The sequence below is a fragment of the Pseudomonas sp. WS 5532 genome (assembly GCF_012985445.1).
GTDB lineage: Bacteria > Pseudomonadota > Gammaproteobacteria > Pseudomonadales > Pseudomonadaceae > Aquipseudomonas > Aquipseudomonas edaphica.
In genome coordinates this window covers 222,403-247,155 of record NZ_JAAQWK010000003.1, presented here as the reverse complement: position 1 = coordinate 247,155, position 24,753 = coordinate 222,403, and the positions used below count along the sequence as shown (strand labels likewise).

Below are 24,753 nucleotides of genomic sequence, written 5' to 3'. Positions count from 1 at the left end.
TTCCTACGCGATTGCGGGAGGCAACTTACCCAGACGGCCCTGTAAACCGGCAACAGGCTCGCGTTATGCTTCGGGCACTTGAGCGCACGGGGCCCACACGAATGTCTTTTTCAGATTCATTGCTCCATCATTCGGCAACTGAGCTTGCAGCGCTGATTCAACAGCGCAAGTTTACTTCCACCGCTATCGTCAGCTTTTACCTTGCGCGTATCGAGGCGCTCAACCCCTCGGTCAACGCGCTGGTGCAGGTCTGTGCCGATACGGCGTTGGCCGATGCCTGGGCGGTTGATCGCGCTATCGCCCAAGGCGAGTATGGCGGCGTGTTGCAGGGCGTTCCCTTCACGGTCAAAGATGTTTTCGATACCCGTGGGGTGGTGTCGGCAGCGGGTCTGGTTGATCGGGCTCATTATTGTCCTCAGCACGATGCTGTTGCAGTGACGCGCATGAAAGCGGCCGGCGCCATTCTTTTGGGTAAAAGCAACTGCCCGCCGGGCGGTGGCGGTGGAGTGACCGATAACCCGGTCTACGGCGCTACCCGTAACCCGCATGCGCTGTCCCATGGCCCCGGCGGCAGCAGCGGTGGCGAAGCTGCTGCGGTGGCTGCCGGCCTTTCGCCGCTGGGGCTGGGCAGCGATTCGGGTGGCAGCCTGCGCATACCGGCGCATTTTTGCGGGGTCAGTACCTTGAAGCCCACCACGGGCCGGGTGCCCAACACCGGGGTTTTCGATCACCCGGGTGGGTTGAGTGATAGCCGCAGCCAGATCGGCCCGATGGCCCGGCATGTCGAAGACCTGGACCTGGTGTTCCGGGTGATCGCCGGTGAGGATGGGCACGATTGTGGGGTGATTCCAATGCCGCTGCCGGATATGCCTCCACAGGCACTGAATGGTTTGCGCGTCGCCTGGTACAGCGAGGGCGGCATCGAACCGGTAGACACATGTACCCAGGTCACGCTGCAGGTGGCTGCCGACTTGCTGGCAGGTGCGGGCGCCGTGGTCCGTCAGGCGTTCCCTTCGGCATTACGTAATGCTCGCGATATTACCGAGCGCTACTGGGCAATGGGCAAAGGCTCCGGGGCACAGGCGATACAGTTGCTCTCGGATTGGGATCAGTTTCGCAGTGCCATGCTGGGGTTCATGGCGGACTACGACATTATCCTGTGCCCGGTTGACGCGGCCTCGGCGCCGCTGCTGGGCACCGCCCGGCCAGGGTTGTTCAGCCATACGCTGCCATACAGCCTGGCCGGCTGGCCCTGTGTGGTGGTGCGCGCCGGTACTGCTGACTCGGGTTTGCCGGTGGGTGTACAGATCGTTGCACGGCCCTGGCACGAGCATTTGGCGCTGGGGGCGGCGATGGCCATTGAGCGCGCACTGCCGTTTGCGCGTTGAACCATCAATCCAGCTTCAGTCCCACCTGCGCGCGCTTGGGCAATTTGCTTACCACCAACTGGTGCGAGCGCTGCAACAGGCCACGCAGTTCCTCGGCGCCCAGCGGGTAGGGCGTGTTCATGATCACCCACTGCGCCCGCGCCAGGTACGGCGCGGGGTGGATGCCAGGGCGGTCCACATGGCCGAGGAACAGCTCCTTGTCGACCTTGAACGCCAGCGAGTCACCGCGCAGGTTCTGCAGGGCGAACATCTTGTTGCCGGCAATCGAGAACACGCGCACGCCGCCCCATTTGTAGTCTTCCCGCGCGCCGGGCAGGCCCAGGCAGAATGCCGCGACTTGTGCTTCGCTCATCTTCATAGCAAACGGTCTCCGCAACCCTTGAAGGCTTCTTCCAGATAGTCGATCCAGGCCCGAATCGCCGGTAACACGCCACGGCGGTGCGGGTAGACCGCCTGCAACCAGCCGCCCGGCGAAGACCATTGCGGCAGCAACTGCACCAATTGGCCGCTGGCCAGCTCCTCTTCGCAATACATCATTGGCAGCAGGGTAAAGCCCAGGCCCTGCAAGGCGCAGGCTTTGCGCACGATAAAGTCGTCGATGCCCAGGCGCGCTTCCATGGATAGGTTTTCGGTATTGCCCTGCGGGTCGATCAACCGCAAGTGCACCAGGCGATCGGCCTCAAGCGCAGCGAGTACCGGCAATTGCTTGAGATCGTCCGGGGTGTTGATTTGGCGGCCTTGCAGGAACTGCGGGCTGGCCACCAAGACTGTCTGGGCCTGGCGCAGGCGCTTGGTCACCAGCAACGGGTCTTCATCGCCCAACTCGCGCACGCGCAGGGCCACATCGATACCTTCGGCCACCAGGTCGACGCGTCGGTTGACCAGGGTCATCTCCAGCTGCACCAGTGGGTGAGCGGCGAGAAAGCCGGCAACGATGCCTGGCAACATGTGCTGCGCCATGCCCACCGGACAACTCACGCGCAGGCGCCCGCGGGGTTCGCTGGACATGCTGGCCACGGCCTCGTCGGCCATTTCCGCTTCCAGCAGCATCGCCTGGCAATGGCGCAGGTAGCGCTCGCCGACGGCAGTGAGGGTCAATTGCCGCGTGGTGCGTTGCAACAGGCGGGCGCCAAGGCGTTCTTCCAGTTCAGCGATGCGCCGCGACAGCCGTGACTTGGGAATCCCCAGCAGCCGGCCGGCCGCCGCAAAGCCGCCGGCTTCGACGACTTTGGCGAAGTAGTAGAGGTCGTTGAGGTCTTGCATGGTCAACCTATTGTCCTGTCAGTGGGACGAACTATCCGCGTGTGGCGTGCGCAAATCCAGCCTAAAAAAAGCCAGCACCTTGCAGGCACTGGCTTTTGGAGGGTGAGAGGGCTTAGAACTGCGCCCCCGCCATCAACACATACTTCACGTGCACGTACTCCTCGATCCCGTAATAGCTGCCTTCACGCCCATAGCCGGACTGCTTGATGCCACCAAACGGGACCGACGCCGTGCCCACAGAACCCGAGTTGAGGATCACCATGCCGGCCTCCAGTTGACGTGACAGGCGCAACGACCGGCCCAGCGCGCTGGTGTAGGCATAGGCCACCAGGCCGAACTCGGTCTGGTTAGCGCGGGCGATGACTTCTTCTTCGTCCTTGAACGAGTAGACGGCGAACACGGGGCCGAAGATCTCCTCGGTCGCCAGCGGTGAATCGTCCTGCAAGCCGGTCAATACGGTCGGTTCATAGAACAGCCCGCCCTTGGCGTGGGGTTTGCCGCCCATCAGCACCTTGGCGCCCGCCGCCTTGGCGTCCTCGACCAGACGCACGACTTTGTCAAAACCCAGTTGATTGACCAGCGGCCCGACCACAAAGCCTTCGCGCAGGCCCTGGTCCACTTCGATGTTGGCGACGGCAGCCTTCATGCGTTCGATAAAGTCTTCGAGAATGCTGTGCTGCACAAAGATCCGGTTCGGCGAGATGCACACCTGGCCCGAGTTGCGCAGTTTGGCGCCGACCAGTCCTTTTACCGCTTCATCCAGGTTGGCGTCCTCAAACACAATAAACGGCGCATTGCCGCCCAGCTCCAGGGTCATCTTCTTGATAGTCGCTGCGCACTGCGCTGCGAGCAATTTGCCCACACCGGTGGAGCCGGTGAACGAGATCTTGCGGATACGTGGGTCGCCAGTGAGGATCAGGCCGATCTCCTTGGGATCACCCACCACCACTTCAAGCACACCGGCTTCGATACCGGCCTTGCGTGCGTAGTCCAGCAGCTTGAGGGCGGTGAGCGGTGTGTCTTCGGCGGGCTTTATCACCATGGTGCAGCCGGCGGCCAGGGCCGTGGCGACTTTGCGGGTGATCATCATGAACGGGAAGTTCCACGGCGTAATGGCCGCTACGGGGCCGATGGCTTCTTTGGTCACCATGACATTGGCATTGCGGTCGTGGGTGGGAATGGTGTCGCCGTAGACGCGTTTGGCCTCTTCGGCGTACCACTCGATAAAGCCCAAACCGTAGTCGATTTCACCTCGGGCTTCGCTCAGGCACTTGCCGTTTTCGCGGCACAGCAGTTCGGCGAAGGCCTCCTTGTCCGCCTTAACGCTGTCGTGCCAGCGGCGCAGAATGTCGCTGCGCTCCTTGGCGAGTTTGCCGGACCATTCGGGGAAGGCGGCGCAGGTGCGGTCAACGGCGGCCTTGACCTGGGCTGAGGTGTGCTTGGTCACACGGCCGATTTCTTCGCCAGTGGCAGGGTTGTAGACGATAAGCATGGGCAAACTCCGAAGGCTGAAAGTGCTGTTTCAGGCTACGGAACACTGCGGTTTGAGCGAATATCCATTCCAATGTGCTGATTGCCTATTCCTATGAGTGCATAGCCATACCGGTGTTTGCGCAGTACCGTGCTGTTTTCGCCAGGAGCCATGCGCCATGGGCCGCACCCAAAAAATCATCGAGCTGATGGGGCGCTTGGCGCCTGTCGAAGGCTATAACCTGAGCGCTCTGGAGGATGTGCGTTTCCTGCGCTCAAATCGGCCGCTGCACCGGGTGTCGGTGCTGTACGACCCCGGCATCGTGATCGTCTGCCAGGGGCGCAAGCGCGGTTACCTGGGTGAAGAGATTTACCTGTACGACGCCCAGCATTACCTGGTGGTGTCGGTGCCGGTGCCGTTCACCATGGAAACCGAGGCCAGCGAAGCAGAGCCGATGCTGGCGGTGTACTTGCGCCTGGATTTCACCCTCGCCGCCGAATTGATGTTGGCGCTGGATGCGTTTCCCGAATTGCTCGAAGCCAAGCCGCGCGGCATGTATTCCTCGCCCATGGACGACAAACTCAGTGAGTCGCTGCTGCGGTTTCTCGAAGCCATGAGTGCGCCGATGGAGGCACAGGTTCTCGGCCCCGCGCTGATGCGCGAGATCTACTACCGCATCCTTACAGGCGAGCAGGGCGGTTCGATGCGCGCCGCGCTTAACCGCCAAGGCCAGTTCGGCAAGGTGGCACGCGCAATCCGCAAGATTCATGGGGACTACCACCAGCACCTGGACGTGGAAGCGTTGGCGCGCGAGGCGATGATGAGCGTGCCGAGTTTTCATGCGCACTTTCGCACGGTCACCGACACCTCGCCGATGCAATACCTCAAGTCCACGCGCCTGCACCAGGCGCGTTTGCTGATGCTGCGCAACGACATCACTGCCGCCACGGCGTGTGCTCAGGTGGGCTATGAAAGCGCCTCGCAGTTCAGCCGAGAGTTCAAGCGCTTGTTCGGGCGTACGCCCCAGGAGGAGATTCAGTGGATGAAACGCACCTATGCGCTGCCGGCGCCCTCGTCGACGTCTATTTATGTGTCGTCGCACTGAGTTGGCGAGCTGATTGTCCTGCTGGCAGGACGAACAATCACATTTGTGCCGTCTAATCGACTATTGGGTTCATGTGTAGGATTAACTTCATTCGATCGCCCAGCCGCGATCCTCACTTGGAGAACCCGCATGAAACTGTTGCATATCGATTCCAGCATCCTCGGCGACAACTCGGCTTCGCGTCAGCTCAGCGCTGGTGTGGTCAAGGCCTGGCAAGCGGCTGAGCCAGGTGTGGAAGTGACCTATCGTGACTTGGCTGCCGAAGGCATCAGCCACTTTTCCGGCCTGACCCTGGGCGCCCTGGGCACCGCTGCCGAATTGCGCGACGCCGTACAAAAACACGAGGCCGAACTGAGCGCTACGTCCCTGGCTGAATTCATCGCCGCCGACGCTGTAGTCATCGGTGCGCCGATGTACAACTTCTCGGTGCCGTCCCAGCTCAAGGCCTGGATCGACCGTATTGCCGTGGCCGGCCAAACCTTCCGTTACACCGAAGCCGGCCCTGAAGGCCTGTGCGGCGGCAAGAAGCTGATCATTGTTTCCACCGCTGGCGGTCTGCATGCGGGCCAGGCGAGCAATGTGGGGCACGAGGATTACTTGAAACTGGTGTTTGGCTTCCTCGGCATCACTGATATCGAATTTGTCCGCGCCCAAGGCCTGGCGTACGGTGAAGAAGTTCGCAGCAAGGCCTTGAGCGACGCCAACGTAGTGATCAACGAACAATTGTTCGCCGCCGCGTAAGGCTTGTGTAAAGTTCGCCTCTGTTCGGTTCCAATCTGAACCGGGGCGCCTAAACTCTGTATTCTGATCGCCTGAACGCGACCGGAGTACGGAGTTTTTTCGTTTACCCGCTGTCATTACTTTGGCCCAGGTTATGCACGCATGGGTTTATCACCCGGAGCGAGTGCCTTGGCCCATGGACTTTTCAAACCGACATGCCGCGGGTGTTGAACGTGGTCGCGCAGCAAAGGTGGACATCCCCATGATGCGTCTTTGTGCTGTTTTGGTTCTTTCCCTGCTCGGTGGCCTGATTTCAGTGCACGCCGCCCCGGCGCCGCACCCGCATTGGAGTGTGGGCTTTCATCGCATGAGTTTTCTCGACCCGCTGGATCAGCAGCCGATGAACGCCATCGCGTTCTATCCGTCCACCGATGACGAGCATTCCACGCAGTTGGGGCCCTACCACGTGGCTGCCACCCAGGATTCCAAAGTGGCCATCGGGCGTTTCCCGATGCTGATGTTGTCCCACGGCAACACCGGTACACCGCTGGCGCTGCACGACCTGGCCACTTCCCTGGCGCGCAAGGGGTTTGTAGTGGTAGCCGTGCTGCATCCCGGCGACAACTACAAGGATCACAGCCGCCTGGGCACGGTGAGCAACTTGTACGGGCGGCCGATTCAGATTTCCGCAGCCATTACCGCGACCCTGGGCGACACGATGCTGTCGCCGTTCGTCAATGTCGACCAAGTGGGGGTTATCGGTTATTCCGCCGGCGGCGAAACCGCGCTGATCCTGGCCGGTGCCAAGCCGGATTTCGACCGCCTGCGCCGCTATTGCCAGGAGCGCCCGGAAGACCGCGACGCCTGCACCACCAAAGGTGAGCTGGTGGTCGACCGTGAAGACCTGCAGCCGCAAGCCGACCCGCGTATTCACGCCTTGATGCTGATGGCGCCGTTGAGCCTGATGTTTGGCCGCCACACGTTGGCCGATGTGCACGTGCCGGTGCTGCTCTACAGTGGCGACGGCGACAAGCTGGTGGCCGTGGACAAGAACGCCGCTGCCCTGGCGCGCAAACTGCCGCAGCCGCCGGATTTCAAACTATTGGCCGGGGCCGGGCACTTTGTGTTCATGGCGCCGTGTGACAGCGACCAACTGCTGGCCATGCCGGCGATTTGCACGGATGCCGACGGTGTCGACCGCGAAGGCATCCACCGCGACCTGATCTCGGAGGCGGGGCGCTTCTTCGTGCATACCCTGGGTCAGTCGACCCGCGCCGGTTTGCAGACCGCTGATCAGTAAGCGCGGCGCTTGAGCTGCACGGTCAGGCACAGGGCCGTGACCGACAGCAGCGCGGCGCAGAAGAAGATCCAGCCATAGCCGAGGTTCAGTGCCACGGCGCCCATCAATGGCCCGGCAATCGCCAGGGCCAGATCAAAAAACACCGCATACGCACTCAGCCCCGCCCCCCGGCTGCTGTTGGGCACTTGCTTGATGGCCTCCACGCCGAGCGCCGGGTACACCAGCGACAAACCGAAGCCGGTCAGCCCGGCGCCGATCAGCGCCACACCGGTGGAGGGCGCCAGCCACAACAGGGTCAGGCCGACGGTCTCGATGGTCATGCAGGCAATCGCCGCGCTGAACCCGCCGAAGCGGCTGATGGCGGAGATAAACACCAGGCGCGACAAGATAAAACACACGCCAAACACCGTCAGGCAGTACGCCGCACCGACCCAGCCACGGTTGAGGTAATACAGGGTGATAAAGGTGGTCAGCGTGCCGTAGCCGATAGACGCCAGGCACAGGCTGGCGCCAAACGGCGCGATGCGCCCGAACACCGACCAGAACGGCAGCCGCTCGCCACGCACCACCGGCACCGACGGTTTATTGCGGATCAACACCAGGCCCAAGGCGGCCAACACGGACAGCGCGATGCCCAGGCTGGTGTAGCCATAATCGGCCACCATCACCACGCCCAGCGGCGCGCCAATCGCGATGGCGCCGTAGGACGCGATGCCATTCCAGGAGATCGAGCGCGCCGTGTGTTCGGCACCGACCGCGCCCATGCACCAGCTGATGGTGCCAACGCCGATCAGGCCTTGGGCCACGCCGAGCAACAACCTGCCGACGATCAACACCCCAAGGCTCACGGCGGGGATGCTTTCAAGCAAGGTTGCGATAAGTGTCAGCACGCCACTGACCAGGATGCCGGCCAAACCCAACACAATGGCGCGTTTGGTGCCGACGTTATCCGACATGCGCCCAGCCATCGGGCGGCTGAGCAGGGTGGCCAGGTATTGCGAGCCGATGGTGACCCCGGCGACTACGGCGCTGAAGCCCAGTTGTTCATGCACATAGCCTGGGATCACCGCAATCGGCAGGCCGATGCAGATAAACGCGATAAAGGTGTAGAAGACAATGGAGACGATCTGCAGGGTGATCGACAGGGAGCTGGGGGCGGCGGCAGGCATGGTCACTCATTCGCGGGCGGGCGGTGAGGGCATGATGGCAAGGGCGTGGGGGAAAAGGAAGCTGGCTAACGGGTTTTGCTGAAGAGGCCCGTCATCATAAGCCGCTCTATTGTGGTGAACAGGCTCGATGTGGCGAGCAGGCTTGCCCTGCGCTGGGCTGCGCAGCGGCCCTAAAACCAAACACCGCGTTTTGCCTGGCAGAACGCGGTGTTTTTTATTGGGGCTGCTTCGCAGCCCAGCGCAGGGCAAGCCTGCTCGCCACAGCAAGCGGGTTCGCCACAGCAAGCCGGCTAGCCGCGGGTGCTTAGAACACCACGCCTTGGCTGCGCAGGTAGTCGTCATAGGTGCCGCTGAAGTCGATCACGCCGGTGGCGCTCAACTCGATGATGCGGGTGGCCAGGGACGATACGAACTCACGGTCGTGGCTGACGAAGATCAGCGTGCCCGGGTAGTTTTCCAGCGCCAGGTTCAGCGCTTCAATGGATTCCATGTCCAAGTGGTTGGTGGGTTCGTCCATGATCAGCACGTTCGGCTTTTGCAGGATCAGCTTGCCGAACAGCATGCGGCCTTGCTCACCACCGGAAATCACCTTCACCGACTTCTGGATCTCGTCGTTGGAGAACAGCATGCGGCCCAGGGTGCCACGGATCATCTGCTCGCCTTGGGTCCACTGGCCCATCCAGTCGAACAGGGTCACGTCGTCTTCGAAGTCATGGGCGTGGTCCTGGGCGTAGTAGCCCAGCTCTGCGGCGTCGGTCCACTTGATGCTGCCGGCGTCCGGGGTCAGTTCGTTGACCAGGGTGCGCAGCAGGGTGGTCTTGCCGATACCGTTCGGGCCGATGATCGCCACGCGCTCGCCGGCTTCAACCTGGAAGCTGAAGTCCTTGAACAGCGGCTTGCCGTCGAAGCCCTTGGCCATTTTTTCGACCATCACAGCCTGGCGGTGCAGCTTCTTGTTCTGCTCGAAACGGATGAACGGGCTCACACGGCTCGACGGCTTGACCTCGGCCAGCTGGATCTTGTCGATCGCCTTGGCGCGGGACGTGGCTTGCTTGGCTTTCGAGGCGTTGGCCGAGAAGCGGCTGACGAAGGATTGCAGTTCGGAGATCTGCGCCTTCTTCTTGGCGTTGTCCGACAGCAGCTGCTCGCGGGACTGGGTCGCCACGGTCATGTACTCGTCGTAGTTGCCCGGGAACAGGCGCAGCTCGCCGTAGTCCAGGTCAGCCATGTGGGTGCACACGCTGTTCAGGAAGTGACGGTCGTGAGAGATGATGATCATCAGGCTGGAACGCTGGGTCAGGATGTTTTCCAGCCAGCGGATGGTGTTGATGTCCAAGTGGTTGGTCGGTTCGTCGAGCAACAGCACTTCAGGATCGGAGAACAGCGCCTGGGCCAGCAATACGCGCAGTTTCCAGCCTGGCGAGACTTCGCTCATCGGGCCAAAGTGCTGCTCCAGCGGAATACCCAGGCCCAGCAGCAGTTCACCGGCGCGGGATTCGGCGGTGTAGCCGTCCATTTCGGCGAATTCGGTTTCGAGCTCGGCAACGGCCATGCCGTCTTCTTCGCTCATTTCCGGCAGCGAGTAGATGCGGTCACGCTCAGCCTTGACCCGCCACAGCTCTTCGTGGCCCATGATCACGGTGTCGAGTACGGTGAATTCTTCGTAGGCGAACTGGTCCTGGCGCAGTTTACCCAGGCGCACGTTTGGCTCCAGCATGACCTGGCCGCCGGACGGCTCGAGGTCGCCGCCGAGGATTTTCATGAAGGTCGACTTGCCGCAACCGTTGGCACCGATCAAACCATAACGGTTGCCGGCGCCGAATTTGACCGAGACGTTCTCGAAGAGCGGCTTGGCGCCGAACTGCATGGTGATGTTAGCTGTGGAGATCAATTACTTTACCTATCAATGAGTTGCGAGCGTGGCGGCAGGAGCCTTCAGGCATGCGTCAACAGCGACATCAAGGCGCGAAACCCGGTCGCTGAGCAGAAAATTTTGGCTGTGTGTTGGAATTTGGCGCGCATTGTCGCATATGTCAGGCGACAGTTGTATGGCAGGCGAACGATGGTTTCTCCAAGGTCTCCGGCATCGCCAGCCATAACAGCGCCAAGGCCACGGCCGCCACGCCTGCCAGGGTCAGGAATGCCGCGTTGTAGCCGGCCTGTTGCACCACGAAACCGGCCAGGCTGCTACTCAACGCCGCACCCAGGCCAAACACCGTGGACAGCGCGCCAAGGCTCACATTAAAACGCCCGGTGCCCTGGGTCAGGTCCTTGACGATCACCGGGAACAGCGCGCCAAAGATCCCCGCGCCGATGCCGTCGAGCATCTGTACCGCCACCAGCCAGTAAGGATCACTGGACAAGGTGTAGAGCACGCCGCGCAGTGGCAGGATCAGGAAACCTGCGAGCAGCAACGGTTTGCGCCCCCACACATCGGCCTTGAGCCCCACCAGCCAGGCCATCGGCACCATCACCAACTGCGCGGCGACGATGCACGCCGAGGTCAGCGGCGTAGCCATTTGCAAGTTGATCTGCGCAAGCTTCTGGCTGACCAACGGCAGCATCGCCGCATTGGCCAGGTGGAAGAGGGCGCAGCAGATGGCGAATACCAGCAGCGGCCGGTTGGCCAGCAGGACTTTCACACCGGACGGTTGTTCGTGATCGCTTTGGTGGGCCGGGTCAAAGCCCCTGGCGACTTCATGGTCAATCGCCTCGGCCGACACACAGCTCACGGCCACGATACTGGCCAGCGCCATAAAGGCCATCAAGTAAAACACCACCACCGGGCCGTACAGGTACGCCAGGCCGCCGGCCAGCAGCGCTGCCACAGCATTGCCGGCGTGGTTGAAGGTTTCGTTGCGCCCCGTTCGGCGGGTGAAGGCGCGTGGCCCGGTAATTCCGAGGGAAATGGCCGATATGGCCGGTGCAAACACCGAGGCGGCCACGGCACTGGCGGCCTGGGTCAAGGCCACCCAACTGAAGGCGCTGACAAATGGCAGCATCAGGCAACTGATGGTCACCAGGATGGCAGCCGCCGCAATCACCGCGCGCTTGCTGCGTGTGCGGTCGATCAGCGCGCCCGCCGGGCCTTGGGTGACCAGTGCGGCGATGCCCGCCAGGGTCATGACCACGCCGATGCTGGCCGGGTCCCATTTGTGCACGGCCAGCAGGTAAATCGCCAGGTAAGGCCCGAGGCCGTCGCGCACATCGGCCAGGAAAAAATTGAGGCTGTCCAGGGACAAGGTATTACGCAAGTCAGAGTGATTGGCCACGGCGTTGTCTTCGCAAAGGGTGTTCAGGGGCTGGACACTCATTGGGCTAGTGACCCGTGGGCCTGAACAGAAGTTTCGCTGCCGCTGAGGGTTTCATCTGACGGGCGTTTGGATTATTTTCCGTAGCCCGCTGAAATGACTCCCTGGAGACGCAATGGACATGCCCTCAGCCCAACAGGCAATCGCCGATAATAAGGCCGCCTGGGACGCCTCTGCCGCGCTGCACAAAGATACTGCGACCTGGAATACCTTGCTGCAATCAGTCGTTGAGCCGGCTTTTTCCTGCCTCGATCCCACCATCACCGCGTTGTTGCAAACTGTCGGCGTTGCCGGCAAGTCGGTGGTGCAAGTCGGCTGTAACAACGGGCGTGAAAGCCTGTCGCTGTTTGGCCTGGGCGCGCGCGAGGTGGTGGGTGTCGATCAATCGACAGCCTTTCTGGCGCAAGCTCGGGAGTTGGCTGATATTTCCCCGCATAACCCGCAATTCATCGAAGCCGATATCCATCACCTGCCTGAGCGTTTGCTTGGCCGGTTCGATATTGCCTTGGTGACGATTGGCGTACTCGGCTGGATGCCGGATGTGGCGCTGTTCATGCAGCACGTGGCCAGTACCCTCAAGCCCGGCGGCACCCTGGTGATCTACGAGACTCACCCTTTCCTGGAAGTCTTCGACCCTCAGGCCAGCAACCCGTTTTTGCCCGACAGCTCGTATTTTCAACGCGATCCGTTCGTGTTGCAGGCGTCAATTGTGTATGAAGGGCTGACAGAGGTGCCTGGGCCGACGTCCTACTGGTATGTGCATACCCTGGGCAGCGTCGTCACCGCGGCGATTGCGGCGCACTTGCAGATCGAGCATCTGCAGGAGTATCCGCACTCCAACCGCGAGGAGCTGTATGACCAGTACGAGCACCAGTCGGCCCAATTGCCGTTGTGTTTCACCCTGACGGCCATCAAGCGCGCTGTTTGAGCGGGTTTTTCGCGCACAAAAAAAGGCCCGCGAGAGAAGAGGCGGGCCAAGTGATTCACTGGAGTAGGTGGCCTTACGCTAAAGGCCAGGAAGTAAACACCGTGTGAAAAGCATGTCGGCGTTTCGGATGGCATGCGGTTTTCAGGTGCGGCGCACGAAGGCGCGCATGGTTTGCCCTGGCCCGGTGCTGAAGACCGTTGGGCGGGGCATGCCTTCATCCGCTGCGATAAACACAAAATTATCGCCTTCGAGGCGATAACTGGCGGGTAACGCTTTGCCGGCGTCATCGCCCATGGAATCTACCCAGGTAATACGTTTGGGCGTGGTGCTGCTGTCCAGGGAAAACCGGCCAGCCAGCAATACGTTGCCAGCGACGGTTCGGACTTCGAACTGATCACCCTCAATCGTGGTAATGGCGCCTGGCGCGCTGTGTGCGTCCGCAGGGTTGAGTACGCCGCTGTCTTCCAGGGAAGTCTGCTCCCAGGCGCCCTGAAGCGCGGTGAAGTCCGGGTCTGGTTGAAGTTTCATGCAAGTTCCTTTTGCTGGAGATTGATTGGCGCGATGATAACTGAAAGGGGATTGAACCTGGTTGGGTGCCGAGTTTTTTGTGGGTTGCCAGCGCAACCGCCTGCGCTGTAAATAGCCTCACTCTGGGCTTGCATCCAGGCAGGCGCACGTGAGTCCTACGCGTTGCGTAGACAGCTTTTCACAATTCTTAGTTAACCTTTGGTTACAAACTGTGGCTAAATAAAGGTCTAAGGCGTGGTTTAGGAAGTGACTCGTCCGGCCAGCCGCCACTATGTAATCGTGATTTCAGGTGCTGCTTATTTATCCTCGGCCGTTGTGGGCATGCAGGAGCAGCCTGTTCTCTTCTAACTTGTGACGAATCCCTTGAAACTCATCATTGTTGTTCTCTACGTTGCCTCCATTGCGTATGTTCACCTGCGTGGCAGAGTGCGACACAAGCTGGGTCGCCAGCTTAGCGATCACTCGACGTTCCTTGCGCCGATCAACTGTTTCCTCTACTTGTTTTCCAGGCAGCCAAGCCGTCCGTTTCTGTCGCCCAGCGACTTTCCGGACCTGAGCCCGCTGCAGGAGCACTGGGAGGAAATCCGCCAGGAAGGTCAGAACCTGATGCGCGCGGGCGAGATCAAGCGCTCGGACCAATACAATGACGTGGGTTTCAACTCGTTTTTCAAGTCGGGCTGGAAGCGCTTTTACCTTAAGTGGTACGGCGACAGTCACCCTTCGGCGATGAAGCTGTGCCCGCGTACCACTGAGCTGGTGCAAGGCATTGGCTCGATCAAGGCGGCGATGTTTGCCGAGCTGCCGCCGGGCTCCAAGCTGGTGCGCCACCGTGACCCGTATGCAGGCTCTTATCGTTACCACCTGGGCTTGGACACGCCGAACGATCCGGGTTGCTACATCAATGTGGATGGCGAGAGTTACTACTGGCGGGACGGTGAGCCGGTGATGTTTGACGAGACTTACATTCACTACGCGGAAAACACTACGCAGCAGAACCGCATCATTCTGTTCTGTGACATTGAGCGCCCGATGAAGTACCGCTGGGCGGCGGCGTTTAACCGTTGGTTCAGTCGTAATGTAATGGCGGCTGCGGGTTCGCCTAATGATGAGGGTGACAAGACCGGTGGTTTGAACCGCGCGTTTACGCGGTTGTACAAGATTCGTTTGCGTGGCAAGGAACTGAAAAAGCGTAATCGTGCGCGGTATTACCTGGAAAAATGGGCGATTTTCGCTGGGTTGGCGCTGATTTTTATCCTGATCTGATCTGATCTGCCTGCTGCTCCAAGTGTGGGAGCTGGCTCGACAAGCCAGCCCCCACATTTGATCGCGTGCAGCTCTGCTGTTGCCAAGGTGAACCGCCGTCAGGGCGCAACCCTTAGCCGCCGTTACCCCAATAACGGGTATGCACTCATCCGCCACACTCAAACTCCCCCCGCAAATGTTATTCACGACCTGTTCACTCGATAAACGACACCCCCTCAAACATACCCATTGAACGACTGTTCAGTTTGCACTATGTTGACCGCATCCACCCGTTTTCACACAACCGGGTTCGCGCTTTTTCTTCTTGAACGAGAGGCTCTGGCATGCGGTTTTCCCCCTTCGTCGAACGAATTGCAGGGCAGGGCGTCGCCGCCTGGGACATCCACCACGCCGCGTTCCAGGCTGCCAGCCAGGGCGAAGACATCATCATCCTCAGCGTCGGCGACCCCGATTTCGCCACGCCGGCCTTCATCACCGAAGCCGCAGTCAGCGCATTGCACAGCGGTGACACGCACTACACCGAAATCCCCGGCCGCGCCGCCCTGCGCGAGGCTGTGGCGGCGCGCTACAGCAAGACCCTGGCACGCTCACTAAACGCCGACAACGTGATCATCGTGCCCGGCGCACAGAACGCGTTGTTCATCAGTTCCCTGTGCCTGCTGCAAGCCGGTGATGAAGTGCTGGTGCTCGACCCGATGTACGTCACCTACGAAGCCACGCTCAAAGCCAGCGGCGCCACCCTGGTGCGCGTACCGTGCTCGCCGGAGTCCGGGTTTCGCCTGGATGCACAACGCCTGGCTGCCGCCATCACCCCGCGCAGCCGTGCCATCTTCTTCTCCAACCCCAATAACCCCACCGGCGTGGTGCTCAACCCGCAGGAACTGCAAGCGATAGCCGACCTGGCCACCGCCCACGACCTGTGGGTGGTGGTGGATGAGGTCTACGAAAGCCTGGTGTTTGACGGCCAATACCACAGCCTCGCCGCGTTACCCGGCATGGCCGAGCGCTGCATCGTGATTGGCAGCCTGTCCAAATCCCACGCCATGACCGGCTGGCGAACCGGCTGGTTGATCGCCTCGCCGGAAATGATCGCCCACGCCGAAACCCTGGTGCTGAGCATGCTCTACGGCCTGCCGGGTTTTGTGATGGAAGCCGCCACAGCAGCCGTGCTGGCCCATGACGAAGTGACGGTGGGCATGCGCGACATCTACCGGCGCCGCCGTGACCTGGTCGTGGCCGGCCTGAGTGCGTGCCCCGGCATCAAGGTACAAGCGCCGCAAGCCGGGATGTTTGTGCTGGTGGACGTGCGCGGCACGGGTTTGGGCTCATTGGATTTTGCCTGGCGCCTGTTCCGCGAGGCGGGTGTTTCGGTGCTGGATGCCGCGGCGTTTGGCGAGCCGGCGCAAGGGTTTGTGCGGCTGTCGTTCACCTTGGGCGAAGCACGCCTGGCCGAAGCCTGCCAGCGTATCGCCAGGTTCGTCGCCAAGCTTGCGGGCGAGCCGCGTGTGGCGCCGACGCCTGAGATCGACGTGCTGCCGCCTGTCGAAGCGCGCAAGATGATTGAGGTGATCGACCTGCACAAGCGCTTCGGCAATATCGAAGTGCTCAAAGGCATCTCGCTCACGGCCAACGAAGGTGAGGTGATTTCGCTGATCGGCGCCAGCGGCTCAGGCAAAAGCACCTTGCTGCGCTGCATCAACATGCTTGAAGTGCCCGACCAGGGCAGCATCCATGTCGACGGTGAAAGCATCAAGCTCAACTACGGCATGCCCGGCGCGCCGCTGGTGGCCGATGCCAAGCAATTGGTACGCATCCGCTCGACCCTGGGCATGGTGTTCCAGAACTTCAACCTGTGGCCGCACCGCACCGTCCTCGAAAACCTTATCGAAGCGCCCACCCAGGTGCTGCGCGAAAGCCGTGCCGAGGCCATCGAGCGCGCCGAAGCCTTGCTCGACCGCGTTGGCCTGGCCGCCAAACGCAATGAATTCCCGGCGTTCCTGTCCGGCGGCCAACAGCAGCGTGTGGCGATTGCCCGCGCGTTGGCCATGCGCCCCAAAGTCATGCTGTTCGACGAACCCACCTCAGCCCTCGACCCCGAACTGGTGGGCGAAGTGCTGCGTGTGATCCGCTCCCTGGCCGAAGAAGGCCGCACCATGATCCTGGTCACCCATGAAATGGCCTTCGCCCGGGATGTGTCCTCCAAAGTGGCTTTTCTGCACCAAGGCTTGATCGAAGAAACCGGCACGCCGGACGCGGTGTTCCTCGACCCACGCAGTGAGCGTTGCCGACAGTTCGTCAACGCGCATCAAACTCGCTAACTCCAGAAAAAGACGGGGCAAATCATGAAATGCAAACGCATGGCAACGTGGTTGGGCAGTGCAGTGTTGATGTTGACCGCAGGTTTTACCCTGGCGGCAGAAAAACCCATCGTGTTCGCGGTGGCGGCCGAACCCTATCCGCCGTTCACCGTAAAAGGCGGTAACGGCCAGTGGTCGGGCTTTGAAGTGGACCTGATCCACAAGCTGTGTGAAGGCATGAAAGCCGAATGTCAGATCAAGGAAGTGGCGTGGGACGGCATCATTCCGTCGTTGCTGGCGAAGAAAATCGACGTGATTTTCTCCTCGATGTCGGTCACCGATGAACGTGAAAAACAAATCGCCTTCAGCCGCGCCTATTACGATTCACTGCTGGGCGTGGCAGGCCCCAAAGGCGCTACGGTGGACATCACCCCCGAAGGCCTCAAGGGCAAGTTGATCGGCGTGCAGATCTCCACGGTCAGCGCCAACTACCTGAAGAAGTACTACGAGAACATTGCTGACCTCAAGTACTACGACACCCAGGAATCGGCGAATGCCGACCTGATCGCCGGGCGTATCGACTACATGATGGCCGACGACACCGCCATCGCCATGATGGTCAAGACCCCGGAAGCCAGCGGCCTGGCGCATATCGCCAGCGTGCCCTACGACCCGATCATCGGGCGTGGCGTCGGCGCTGGTTTGCGCAAGGAAGACACAGCGCTCAAGACACGCCTGGACAAAGCCATCGGCGAACTGCTGGTGAGCAAGGACTATGACGACTTGTCCCAGCACTATTTCGGCCTGTCGGTCAGCCCGTGCAAGCGCGGTGACACGCCGGCCTTTGTGAGCAAGACCTGTGACAGCCCCTATCAGCAAATCGCCCAGAAGACCGAATAATGCTCGATCTCCTCAGCTTTGGTGACCAAGGATGGGGCAACGCACTGCTCAAAGGGTTATGGATGACCCTGCAAATCTCCGTTGGCGCGTTTGCCGTGGGCTTGCTGATCGGCCTGGTGGTGGCCTGCGCCAAGCTCAGTGCGCCGCGCCCGATTGCGCTGTTGATGCGCGGGTACACCACGGTGTTTCGCGCGGTGCCGGAACTGCTGCTGATCCTGCTGCTGTATTACGCAGGCGCCATGGGCCTCAACGCGTTGATGCTGTGGCTGGGTTTTGCCCAGGTCAACATCAGCGGGCCGTTGGTGGCGATCCTGGTATTAGGGCTGGTACAGGGCGCCTATGCGTCAGAGATTTTCCGCGCGGCGATCCTGGCGATTCCCCACGGCCAGATCGAAGCGGCGCGGGCCTTTGGCTTGAGCGGCTTTGGCCTGTTTCGCCGGGTGACCTTGCCGATCATGGCGCCGTATGCGCTGGCGGGGATGTCCAACCTGTGGATCAACTTGATCAAGGACAGTGCCTTGATCAGCGTGGTCGGTACCAATGAGCTGCTGTACACCGCCAAGCAGGCGGCGGGTTCCACCCGTCATTACTTGCTGTTCTACCTCACGGCCGCCGCCTTGTATTACCTGGTGACGCTGGCTTCCAACTACCTGTCCGGACGCCTGGAACGACGTATTCGTCGCTGGATGCCGGTTGTCGAGTGAGGCGCGCATGCCTGAGTGGATAAGTTACTACGCCGGGCTGATCGCCAAGGGCTTGCAGACCACCTTGTCATTGCTGTTGATCAGCGCCGTGCTCGGTTTTGCCCTCGCGGTGCTGGTGGCCCTGGCGCGGTTATCACGGCGCAAATGGCTGGCGCGCGGTGCGCTGGCCTACACCAGTGTGCTGCGCGGTACACCGCTGCTGATCCAGATCTACATTTTCTACTACGGCCTGGGCAGCCTGTTTGCCCAGTTCCCGATGATCCGGGGCAGTTTTTTGTGGCCGTTCCTGCGTGACGGCTACTGGTACATCGTGTTCGCCCTGGTGTTGTCGGTGGGCGCCTACGTCGGTGAAGTGATTCGCGGTGGCCTGCTGGCGGTGCCCAAGGGCGAGATGGAAGCCGCTTCGGCATTTGGCATGACCCCGCGCCAGGCCCTGCTGCGGGTGCGCTTGCCACGGGCGATGCGTCTGCTGTTGCCGACCTTGGCCGGTGAGACGGTGATGCTGCTCAAATCCACCGCGCTGGCATCGACCATCGCCGTGGTCGACCTGCTGGGCGCGGCTAACGTCGTACGTGCGCAGACCTTGCAGATCTATCAACCCTTATTGTTGGTGGCCGGTGTTTACCTGTGCCTGACCTTCCTCATCGAGGGCGTCTACGCCATCGCCGAACGGCGCGGCACGCCGCTGCGCAGGTCGGCGGGATGAAACAGGACCGCGCGCTGCAAGGGATAGCCCTGTGCTCATTGGCCTACGCGTTTCTGGCGTTGCAGGACGCGGTGATCAAATGGCTGGTGGCCGATTATTCGGTGTTCAGCATTCTGTTCTGGCGCAGCCTGGTGGTGGTCGGTGCGTGCGTGATCGCCGGGCGCATGGGCTTGTTGCGTCGGGCGTGGAGCTCGGTGAGCCGCAAGCTGCTGATCATTCGTGGGCTGCTCTCGCTGCTGGCGTGGTTGCTGTATTACACCGCCGCCAAGGACCTGACCCTGGCGGAAATGACCACCTTGTATTTCTCCGCGCCGGTCATGGTCACGCTGCTGGCTGCGCTGATCCTCAAGGAGCGCGCCAGCCGTGGGCAATGGGTGGCGCTGATCATCGGGTTTGTGGGTGTGGTGATCGCCTGTCGCCCCAGCAACATGCTCGATCCAATGCCTATCGCGCTGACCCTGGCGGCCGCGTTGTGCTGGGCGTTCACCTATATCCAGCTGCGCCAGGTCGACCCGGCAACCTCGGTGCTGGAGCAGATGCTGATCACCAATGTGGTGTTCGTGGGTTGTATGGCGCTGACCTTGCCCTGGACCCACACGCCAGCGCCGACCCCCGCCTGGTTGGGGATGCTGGCCGCAGGTCTGGTCGGCGGCATAGGTCAGTTCCTGTTGTTTGCGAGTTTCCGCCGGGCCACGGCGACCTTGCTGGCGCCGTTCGAATACACCGGGTTGATCTGGGCGTTTTTGCTTTCGAGCCTGATCTGGGGCACGTCAATGGATGTGTCGCTGATCATCGGCGCCGTGTTGATCGCGGTCAGCGGCACCCTGGCCATGCTCAGCGCCCGCCACTCGGAATCACAAGATGTGGTCGGCGCCGAATGCTCCGTAACGCAACCCCTGTACCCAGCAACGACAGATGTGCAGCCCGTTGGCGGGGCTGAAAGTACCGGGGTTCAGACACCCCTCGAGCCAGAGCCCGTCGAGCATCGCCGATAGGCCAATGGCGGCCAGGTGGCTGTCGTGGATCAGCAGGTTTTCGCTGCGGGCCAGGTCGTCCAGCAGCTGTTGGATCAGCGCCAGGTAGGCGCGGTAGCTGTTTTCGTGGGACTGGTTTACGTGGGGCGAGTGGCGGATCAGGCTCCAGAACACCACCCACACGCCGAGCAGGTCGGGGTCCATCACCCGTGGCGAAAACGACGCGCTAAGAAACGCGTCCAGGCGCGCAGCGGCGCCTTCGGCCAGCTCGACTTGCGCCCATAACGCGCTGGTCAGCTCATTGGCGAGCTTGTGGTAAGTCTCGGCGATCAATGCGTCGATGCTGCCGAAATGGTGGTTGAGCAAACCCACCGAAACGCCGGCTTCGGCGGCAATGCGGCGCACGGAAATCCCGGCGTGGCCGTCACGGGCCAGGCAGGTAAGGGTCGCGGCAACCAATAAGTCGCGGCGTTCATCGGGGTCGGCGCGGCGCAGTTTGGGAGGGTCGATGGTCACGGGCATGCCTTTGATAAAAGACCAGGGTGCTCAGGTTAATTGAACGTGTGTTCAATCTCTAGCGATTAAATGATCAGAGGAGGGCAAGGCATGGCAAAAGACCTTTCGTGGCAGGTGCCAGGCGATGCCGGCAACACACTGCACATCGGCGCCTGGCGCTTTGAAGGCGACGGCAGTGGCCCCAAGGTGCACCTGCAAGCGGGTGTACACGCCGATGAAATCGCCGGAATGCTGGTGCTGCACCAACTGCTGCCGCGCTTGCAGGCATGCCAGGCCCAGGGCCGCCTGCGCGGCAGTGTGACCGTGGTGCCCCAGGCCAACCCCTTTGGCATTGGCCAGTTTCGCCAGGGCAAATTGCTCGGGCGTTTTCATGAGGCCACCGGGCAGAATTTCAACCGTGCTTTCGATCATTCCCTGGCCATGGAACGCCCGGCGAGCAACCTGGCGCACTGGCAAAAAAGTTTAGTGCAGTTGGCGTCCGACGCCGACCTGGTGCTGGACCTGCATACCGACGATGAGGCCTTGCCGTACCTTTACATTCATCGCAGTTTCTGGCCTGAACAAGGCCTGGCACTGGCGGCCGCGTTGCAGGTCGAGGTGGTGATTGTCTGGGATGAAGGCGGTGACGGCTCTTTTGAAGAAACCATCATCAACCATGGCACGCCGCGCTTGGCCGCGACTGTCGAATTGCGCGGGCAGGCCGATGTCAGCGATGCGCTCGCGCAACAAGACGCCGACGGGCTGTGGGCGTGGCTGTGCATCAATGGCGTGATTGATGAAGTCGCCACGATCAGCGAATGGCAGGGCGAAGTGGTGGACATGGGCTGCATGGAAACCGTCCTCGCGCCCTGTGCCGGCGTGCTGGTGTTTGAAAAAAGCCTGGGTGACCTGGTTGAAGAGGGCGAGCGTTTCGCGCGCATTATAGGCTGCCCTGGCGACCCGTCTTCGGAAGTGTTTTTGCAGGCAGCGCAAACCGGCCGCATGGTGACACGCCACCGTGAGCGCCGGGTGGCCCAGGGGGCGGTGGTGGCCAAATTCACTGGCACACGGTTGTCGGACAGCTACAGCGGCGGTGTGCTGGACCCTTAGATCCCCAGACCTACACATAACCCTTGTGGGCGCGGGCTTGCTCGCGAAAGCGGAGTATCTAGAGAAGGGCGTGTAGACTGACCCACCGCATTCGCGAGCAAACCCGCTCCCACAATTTACCCTCGTAATCGGCAACCAGGTCGCCTTCGATCAATGGATAAGTGGGCTATACCTACAGTTCAGGACCATCGACGATGACTGCCAGGGAGTTCAATGATGAAATCAAGGCTAATGATCAGCACGCTGTGCGTTGCAATCGCAATGCTCGGCTGTGCCAGCAAGGTAACGCAACCGGACGAATATTCAGGTTTTCTCGCGGACTACAGCCACCTCAAAGAGGCGAAGTCGCCTTCAGGGGCCGAGGTGATGCGTTGGGTTGATCCCGAGCTGAGTCTGAATAACTTCACGGCGGTGTTCATCGAACCGACGCAGTTTTACCCCAAGCCCCAAGCTACCGCGAAAATTCCCGACAGCACCCTCAACGGCATCAACACCTATTACAACCAGGCGCTCAAGCGTGAGCTGGCCAAATCGCTGCCGCTGGCCAACGCGCCAGGCCCAGGTGTGATCGTGGTGCGCGCGGCCATTACCGCCGTCAGCAGCAAGACCGAAAGTCTCAAGCCCTACGAGTATGTCCCTGTGGCGCTGGTGGCTGCTGCAGTGAGCACCGGCACCGGCATTCGTGACCAGGAAACCACCCTGGGCACTGAAGCGCAGTTCCTCGACGGTGGCAGCGGCAAAGTAATTGCCCAGGTGGTGCGCAAAGGCACCGGCAAGCCGTTGTCCAACGACTCGCAGGTGATGAAGGCCGATGACGTAAAAAGCGTGATTGACGGCTGGGCGTCGGACTTGCATCAGTCCTTTGTGAAGCTCAAAAAGCCCTGACTACTAACTGTGGCAAGGGCGCAAGCACCCTTGTTGGCCTGATGTCTTCAGGCGCGTGCCCGCCCTTGCGTACGGGCACGCTGCTTTCACCCGAGCGTTATTTAAGCGGGGTCAGTGGCGGCAGCTTCCATTGGCCATTCCCCACCTCAGGCTTGGGCAGGTAAATCCGCAGTACGGCGTAAAACGGACCGGGCGGGGCCGGCAACCAGTTGCTCTGTTCGGCCTTTGGCGGCTCGTGATGCTGCAAGGCCAAGGTCAGGCCACCGTCGGCGTCCAGCTTGAGGTTGGGCAGCATCGCTGAGTTGATCAGGTAGCGCTTCTTGAGGTTGGGCGCCAGCAGCTTGGTTTTGGCGTCGTACATGGTCAGCGACCAGAACGCTTCGGCCGGTGGCAGTTGGTCCTTGGCAAAGTGCACGGTGTAGCTGTGGCGTGCGCCGTTGGCCGGTTTGCCTTCGCTGTCGACGAAGTAGCTCATGTAGATGGCTTCGTCGGTGGAGTTGCCGAAAATCCCCATGTTTGCGCCGGCATAGCGGTACAGGTAGTTGTTTTTCAGGCGGTCACGGCTGCCGAACAGGTCGCTGCTGGTGACTTGGTGAGTGTCGATTTTGTCTTTCTTGAACGCGGCGAACTCAGCGCGGCCATCGGCAATCCCGTCTTCCAGGGCTTTGCGCTGTTCAGCGGTCAGGTCCTTGACCTTGAAGGGCGCGCCGGGGGCGATACCGATCCTGGCAAAGCGCGTCATCAGGTCTTTCTCGCTGTCCTGAGGCGCGGCAAAGGCCAGCATGAAGTTGAGGTAGCGAAACAGCTGCGGGCCTTCGGTCATGGTTGCCATGGGTTTGGGCCATTCGATCTTCGCTACTTTGGCCGGCGCAGGCTGTTTCACGTAGGCACTCAGCGGCTGCACTTTGTAGCCATTCTGGATCTGCTTGACCTTGTTCAAGTCCTTTTCATCAAACAGCTGCGTGCGGTACAGCGCATAGGCAATGTTGCTTTCGCTGTAGATCACGCGATCGACGTCGACAGGTTGCTGACCTTTCCAGTCCGGCCCGGCGATCATGTAGTGGCCACCATTGTTGCCGGTGCTGCGGGTGCCCAGGTAGGCGATGTTCTGGGTGTATAGATCGATCAACTGCACCGAGTAGTAACGGTTGTCTTCAATCTTGGGCAGGGTCAGCACCAACGGCTCTTTGCGCAGGTCCATCCACACGAAAGAGTAGGGTGTGTCCGAGTTCGGGGTGACGAATGCGGTGTCCCTGGGTGTGAACACCTGGGCGGTGTTGCCGATATGATTGAACGGTGCCTTGTAGTTGGCACCGCCTTTATCAACGGCCTGGGTGTAGAGCGTCTTGTACATCTCCACTACCGGGTAGCCATACAGGTAGGCTTCCTTGGCAATGGCCCGGGCTTCAGTCGGGGTCGCCGTGAAATCGGCCCAGGCGCCGGTGCTCATGAGTATCGAGAGGCTCGCCAACAGCAGACGCGTCGGTTTTCCAATCATGTTGTTGCGTCCTTCCTGAGTGCTTTTTAGAGGGCGTGGGATCAAAGCCCAGAGTTTCCTGTTTTATTGGCCGAACGTCACGTTAATCCCTGCAAACAACGTGAACTGAGTGACTCCGTCGGCCTTGCGTGCCACTGTCCATGGCGGTTCGTCAAAAGCGCCAAGGATATGACTGCCGGCTTTCCAGGCCGTGCCCGTGCCCAGTCGATGGGAATGCAGTGGATGTGGGGGTGTTCACGGTTTTGAGCGCCGCAGTTGTGGGCATTGCCTGTGAGGCAGTGCCCTCAAGCGGCAGGCAACATCGATTTGACCTTGTCACGCAGTTGATCAATGGAGAACGGCTTGGCAATTACCTGCATACCTGCGGGTACGTCGATGTTTTCGGCATAGCCGCTGGCGAACAGGATCGGCAGGCTAGGGCGAAGCACGCGTACTTGGGTGGCCAGATCCTTGCCGCTCATGCCTGGCAGGCCCATATCGGTCATCATCAGGTCGATATGCTTGTCGGCATCTTCAGCCAACTTGAGGGCCTCTTCGGCGTCTGCAGCCTCAAACACCGAGAACTCCAACTCTTCGAGTACATCGACGATCAGCATGCGCACGATGGCGTCGTCTTCGACTACAAGGATGGTGGAGGGGGCAGCGCACATAGGGGGAATTCCTGAAAAATGGAAGGGCAGGTGTCTGTCGGTTGTAAGACCGTTCTCTACTGAGTCACGGCCATCTCGGCAAGTTCCA

General features: G+C 60.9%; 22 protein-coding genes and 1 pseudogene. 13 read left to right on the top strand and 10 right to left on the bottom strand.

Translation table 11 applies throughout. The features are described 5' to 3' along the window. Nucleotides 1-101: 101 nt before the first annotated feature. Nucleotides 102-1,388, top strand: coding sequence for an amidase (locus HBO23_RS07785; protein WP_170037452.1), 1,287 nt, complete (start codon nt 102-104; stop codon nt 1,386-1,388). A gap of 4 nt (nt 1,389-1,392) precedes the next feature. On the opposite strand, the gene HBO23_RS07780 is transcribed toward HBO23_RS07785, so the two are convergent. From HBO23_RS07780 to HBO23_RS07770, 3 genes are all read right to left on the bottom strand, one after another. Next, on the bottom strand, nt 1,393-1,746 hold the full coding sequence (locus HBO23_RS07780; RefSeq protein ID WP_017138820.1) for an MmcQ/YjbR family DNA-binding protein: 354 nt from the start codon (nt 1,744-1,746) through the stop codon (nt 1,393-1,395). Then, nucleotides 1,743-2,651 carry a LysR substrate-binding domain-containing protein gene (locus tag HBO23_RS07775; RefSeq protein WP_017138819.1) on the bottom strand — a complete coding sequence of 303 codons (909 nt, stop codon included), beginning with the start codon at nt 2,649-2,651 and terminating at the stop codon, nt 1,743-1,745. The genes HBO23_RS07780 and HBO23_RS07775 overlap by 4 nt, the downstream gene beginning before the upstream one ends. A gap of 112 nt (nt 2,652-2,763) precedes the next feature. Continuing rightward, nucleotides 2,764-4,143: an NAD-dependent succinate-semialdehyde dehydrogenase gene (locus HBO23_RS07770; protein WP_170037449.1), complete on the bottom strand. Its 1,380-nt coding sequence runs from the start codon at nt 4,141-4,143 to the stop codon at nt 2,764-2,766. 157 nt (nt 4,144-4,300) lie between these two features. On the opposite strand from HBO23_RS07770, the gene HBO23_RS07765 reads away from it, so the two are divergent. From HBO23_RS07765 to HBO23_RS07755, 3 genes are all read left to right on the top strand, one after another. Further along, nucleotides 4,301-5,227 (top strand): AraC family transcriptional regulator, encoded by a 927-nt coding sequence (locus tag HBO23_RS07765; protein WP_017138817.1) that lies wholly within the window; start codon nt 4,301-4,303, stop codon nt 5,225-5,227. A 129-nt stretch (nt 5,228-5,356) separates the two neighbouring features. Further along, nucleotides 5,357-5,968: an FMN-dependent NADH-azoreductase gene (locus HBO23_RS07760; protein WP_017138816.1), complete on the top strand. Its 612-nt coding sequence runs from the start codon at nt 5,357-5,359 to the stop codon at nt 5,966-5,968. A 241-nt stretch (nt 5,969-6,209) separates the two neighbouring features. After that, the gene (locus HBO23_RS07755; RefSeq protein ID WP_017138815.1) at nt 6,210-7,247 is read left to right on the top strand and encodes a dienelactone hydrolase; all 1,038 of its coding nucleotides are present in this window, start codon (nt 6,210-6,212) and stop codon (nt 7,245-7,247) included. Here HBO23_RS07755 and HBO23_RS07750 read toward each other — a convergent pair. The 3 genes from HBO23_RS07750 to HBO23_RS07740 all read right to left on the bottom strand — a co-directional run bounded on the left by HBO23_RS07750 (nt 7,241) and on the right by HBO23_RS07740 (nt 11,688). Continuing rightward, nucleotides 7,241-8,416: an MFS transporter gene (locus tag HBO23_RS07750; RefSeq protein ID WP_170037446.1), complete on the bottom strand. Its 1,176-nt coding sequence runs from the start codon at nt 8,414-8,416 to the stop codon at nt 7,241-7,243. The two genes, HBO23_RS07755 and HBO23_RS07750, sit on opposite strands and share 7 nt — an antisense overlap. A gap of 304 nt (nt 8,417-8,720) precedes the next feature. Further along, nucleotides 8,721-10,307 (bottom strand): ABC-F family ATPase, encoded by a 1,587-nt coding sequence (locus tag HBO23_RS07745; protein WP_074854431.1) that lies wholly within the window; start codon nt 10,305-10,307, stop codon nt 8,721-8,723. Nucleotides 10,308-10,449: 142 nt separating this feature from the next. Then, on the bottom strand, nt 10,450-11,688 hold the full coding sequence (locus HBO23_RS07740; RefSeq protein WP_170037754.1) for an MFS transporter: 1,239 nt from the start codon (nt 11,686-11,688) through the stop codon (nt 10,450-10,452). Nucleotides 11,689-11,842: 154 nt separating this feature from the next. Here HBO23_RS07740 and HBO23_RS07735 point away from each other — a divergent pair, with 154 nt between their 5' ends. After that, nucleotides 11,843-12,655, top strand: a complete 813-nt coding sequence (locus tag HBO23_RS07735; protein ID WP_017138811.1) for a class I SAM-dependent methyltransferase — start codon at nt 11,843-11,845, stop codon at nt 12,653-12,655. A 141-nt stretch (nt 12,656-12,796) separates the two neighbouring features. On the opposite strand, the gene HBO23_RS07730 is transcribed toward HBO23_RS07735, so the two are convergent. Continuing rightward, nucleotides 12,797-13,183: a TIGR03067 domain-containing protein gene (locus tag HBO23_RS07730; RefSeq protein ID WP_017138810.1), complete on the bottom strand. Its 387-nt coding sequence runs from the start codon at nt 13,181-13,183 to the stop codon at nt 12,797-12,799. A 363-nt stretch (nt 13,184-13,546) separates the two neighbouring features. Between HBO23_RS07730 and lpxO the strand changes: the two genes are divergently transcribed. The 6 genes from lpxO (at nt 13,547) to HBO23_RS33785 (ending at nt 20,048) form a co-directional block, all read left to right on the top strand. Beyond that, nucleotides 13,547-14,446, top strand: a complete 900-nt coding sequence (gene lpxO, locus HBO23_RS07725) for a lipid A hydroxylase LpxO (protein ID WP_017138809.1) — start codon at nt 13,547-13,549, stop codon at nt 14,444-14,446. Nucleotides 14,447-14,769: 323 nt separating this feature from the next. Continuing rightward, nucleotides 14,770-16,764, top strand: coding sequence for an aminotransferase class I/II-fold pyridoxal phosphate-dependent enzyme (locus HBO23_RS34045; protein ID WP_026013822.1), 1,995 nt, complete (start codon nt 14,770-14,772; stop codon nt 16,762-16,764). A gap of 24 nt (nt 16,765-16,788) precedes the next feature. After that, nucleotides 16,789-17,643: a transporter substrate-binding domain-containing protein gene (locus tag HBO23_RS07715; RefSeq protein WP_170037443.1), complete on the top strand. Its 855-nt coding sequence runs from the start codon at nt 16,789-16,791 to the stop codon at nt 17,641-17,643. Then, nucleotides 17,643-18,347, top strand: coding sequence for an ABC transporter permease subunit (locus HBO23_RS07710; protein ID WP_170037440.1), 705 nt, complete (start codon nt 17,643-17,645; stop codon nt 18,345-18,347). Before HBO23_RS07715 ends, HBO23_RS07710 begins: the two co-directional genes overlap by 1 nt. Before the next feature lie 7 nt (nt 18,348-18,354). Then, nucleotides 18,355-19,053 (top strand): ABC transporter permease subunit, encoded by a 699-nt coding sequence (locus HBO23_RS07705; RefSeq protein ID WP_017138806.1) that lies wholly within the window; start codon nt 18,355-18,357, stop codon nt 19,051-19,053. Then, on the top strand, nt 19,050-20,048 hold the full coding sequence (locus tag HBO23_RS33785) for a DMT family transporter (protein WP_186616871.1): 999 nt from the start codon (nt 19,050-19,052) through the stop codon (nt 20,046-20,048). The genes HBO23_RS07705 and HBO23_RS33785 overlap by 4 nt, the downstream gene beginning before the upstream one ends. Here HBO23_RS33785 and HBO23_RS07700 read toward each other — a convergent pair. Then, nucleotides 20,004-20,549, bottom strand: a pseudogene (locus tag HBO23_RS07700) (TetR family transcriptional regulator C-terminal domain-containing protein); the annotation flags it as partial. The gene HBO23_RS33785 and the pseudogene HBO23_RS07700 sit on opposite strands and share 45 nt — an antisense overlap. 84 nt (nt 20,550-20,633) lie before the next feature. Here HBO23_RS07700 and HBO23_RS07695 point away from each other — a divergent pair. Both HBO23_RS07695 and HBO23_RS07690 read left to right on the top strand, forming a co-directional pair. Then, on the top strand, nt 20,634-21,632 hold the full coding sequence (locus tag HBO23_RS07695) for a succinylglutamate desuccinylase/aspartoacylase family protein (RefSeq protein WP_170037437.1): 999 nt from the start codon (nt 20,634-20,636) through the stop codon (nt 21,630-21,632). A 216-nt stretch (nt 21,633-21,848) separates the two neighbouring features. After that, nucleotides 21,849-22,517, top strand: coding sequence for a DUF3313 domain-containing protein (locus HBO23_RS07690; protein ID WP_099549737.1), 669 nt, complete (start codon nt 21,849-21,851; stop codon nt 22,515-22,517). 97 nt (nt 22,518-22,614) lie between these two features. Here HBO23_RS07690 and HBO23_RS07685 read toward each other — a convergent pair whose 3' ends face one another. Further along, complete coding sequence (locus HBO23_RS07685) at nt 22,615-24,015, bottom strand: DUF1254 domain-containing protein (protein WP_099549738.1); 1,401 nt, start codon at nt 24,013-24,015, stop codon at nt 22,615-22,617. Nucleotides 24,016-24,299: 284 nt separating this feature from the next. Then, complete coding sequence (locus HBO23_RS07680; protein ID WP_170037434.1) at nt 24,300-24,665, bottom strand: response regulator; 366 nt, start codon at nt 24,663-24,665, stop codon at nt 24,300-24,302. Nucleotides 24,666-24,753 lie beyond the last annotated feature (88 nt).

Coding starts and splice junctions, on each gene's coding strand:
- HBO23_RS07710 (WP_170037440.1), top strand. CDS start 17,643: ATGCTCGATCTCCTCAGCTTTGGTGACCAAGGATGGGGCAACGCACTG.
- HBO23_RS07760 (WP_017138816.1), top strand. CDS start 5,357: ATGAAACTGTTGCATATCGATTCCAGCATCCTCGGCGACAACTCGGCT.
- HBO23_RS07780 (WP_017138820.1), bottom strand. CDS start 1,746: ATGAAGATGAGCGAAGCACAAGTCGCGGCATTCTGCCTGGGCCTGCCC.
- HBO23_RS07690 (WP_099549737.1), top strand. CDS start 21,849: ATGAAATCAAGGCTAATGATCAGCACGCTGTGCGTTGCAATCGCAATG.
- HBO23_RS34045 (WP_026013822.1), top strand. CDS start 14,770: ATGCGGTTTTCCCCCTTCGTCGAACGAATTGCAGGGCAGGGCGTCGCC.
- HBO23_RS07715 (WP_170037443.1), top strand. CDS start 16,789: ATGAAATGCAAACGCATGGCAACGTGGTTGGGCAGTGCAGTGTTGATG.
- HBO23_RS07680 (WP_170037434.1), bottom strand. CDS start 24,665: ATGTGCGCTGCCCCCTCCACCATCCTTGTAGTCGAAGACGACGCCATC.
- HBO23_RS07685 (WP_099549738.1), bottom strand. CDS start 24,015: ATGATTGGAAAACCGACGCGTCTGCTGTTGGCGAGCCTCTCGATACTC.
- HBO23_RS07785 (WP_170037452.1), top strand. CDS start 102: ATGTCTTTTTCAGATTCATTGCTCCATCATTCGGCAACTGAGCTTGCA.
- HBO23_RS07695 (WP_170037437.1), top strand. CDS start 20,634: ATGGCAAAAGACCTTTCGTGGCAGGTGCCAGGCGATGCCGGCAACACA.
- HBO23_RS07765 (WP_017138817.1), top strand. CDS start 4,301: ATGGGCCGCACCCAAAAAATCATCGAGCTGATGGGGCGCTTGGCGCCT.
- HBO23_RS07755 (WP_017138815.1), top strand. CDS start 6,210: ATGATGCGTCTTTGTGCTGTTTTGGTTCTTTCCCTGCTCGGTGGCCTG.
- HBO23_RS07750 (WP_170037446.1), bottom strand. CDS start 8,416: ATGCCTGCCGCCGCCCCCAGCTCCCTGTCGATCACCCTGCAGATCGTC.
- HBO23_RS33785 (WP_186616871.1), top strand. CDS start 19,050: ATGAAACAGGACCGCGCGCTGCAAGGGATAGCCCTGTGCTCATTGGCC.
- HBO23_RS07775 (WP_017138819.1), bottom strand. CDS start 2,651: ATGCAAGACCTCAACGACCTCTACTACTTCGCCAAAGTCGTCGAAGCC.
- HBO23_RS07770 (WP_170037449.1), bottom strand. CDS start 4,143: ATGCTTATCGTCTACAACCCTGCCACTGGCGAAGAAATCGGCCGTGTG.
- HBO23_RS07730 (WP_017138810.1), bottom strand. CDS start 13,183: ATGAAACTTCAACCAGACCCGGACTTCACCGCGCTTCAGGGCGCCTGG.
- HBO23_RS07705 (WP_017138806.1), top strand. CDS start 18,355: ATGCCTGAGTGGATAAGTTACTACGCCGGGCTGATCGCCAAGGGCTTG.
- HBO23_RS07735 (WP_017138811.1), top strand. CDS start 11,843: ATGGACATGCCCTCAGCCCAACAGGCAATCGCCGATAATAAGGCCGCC.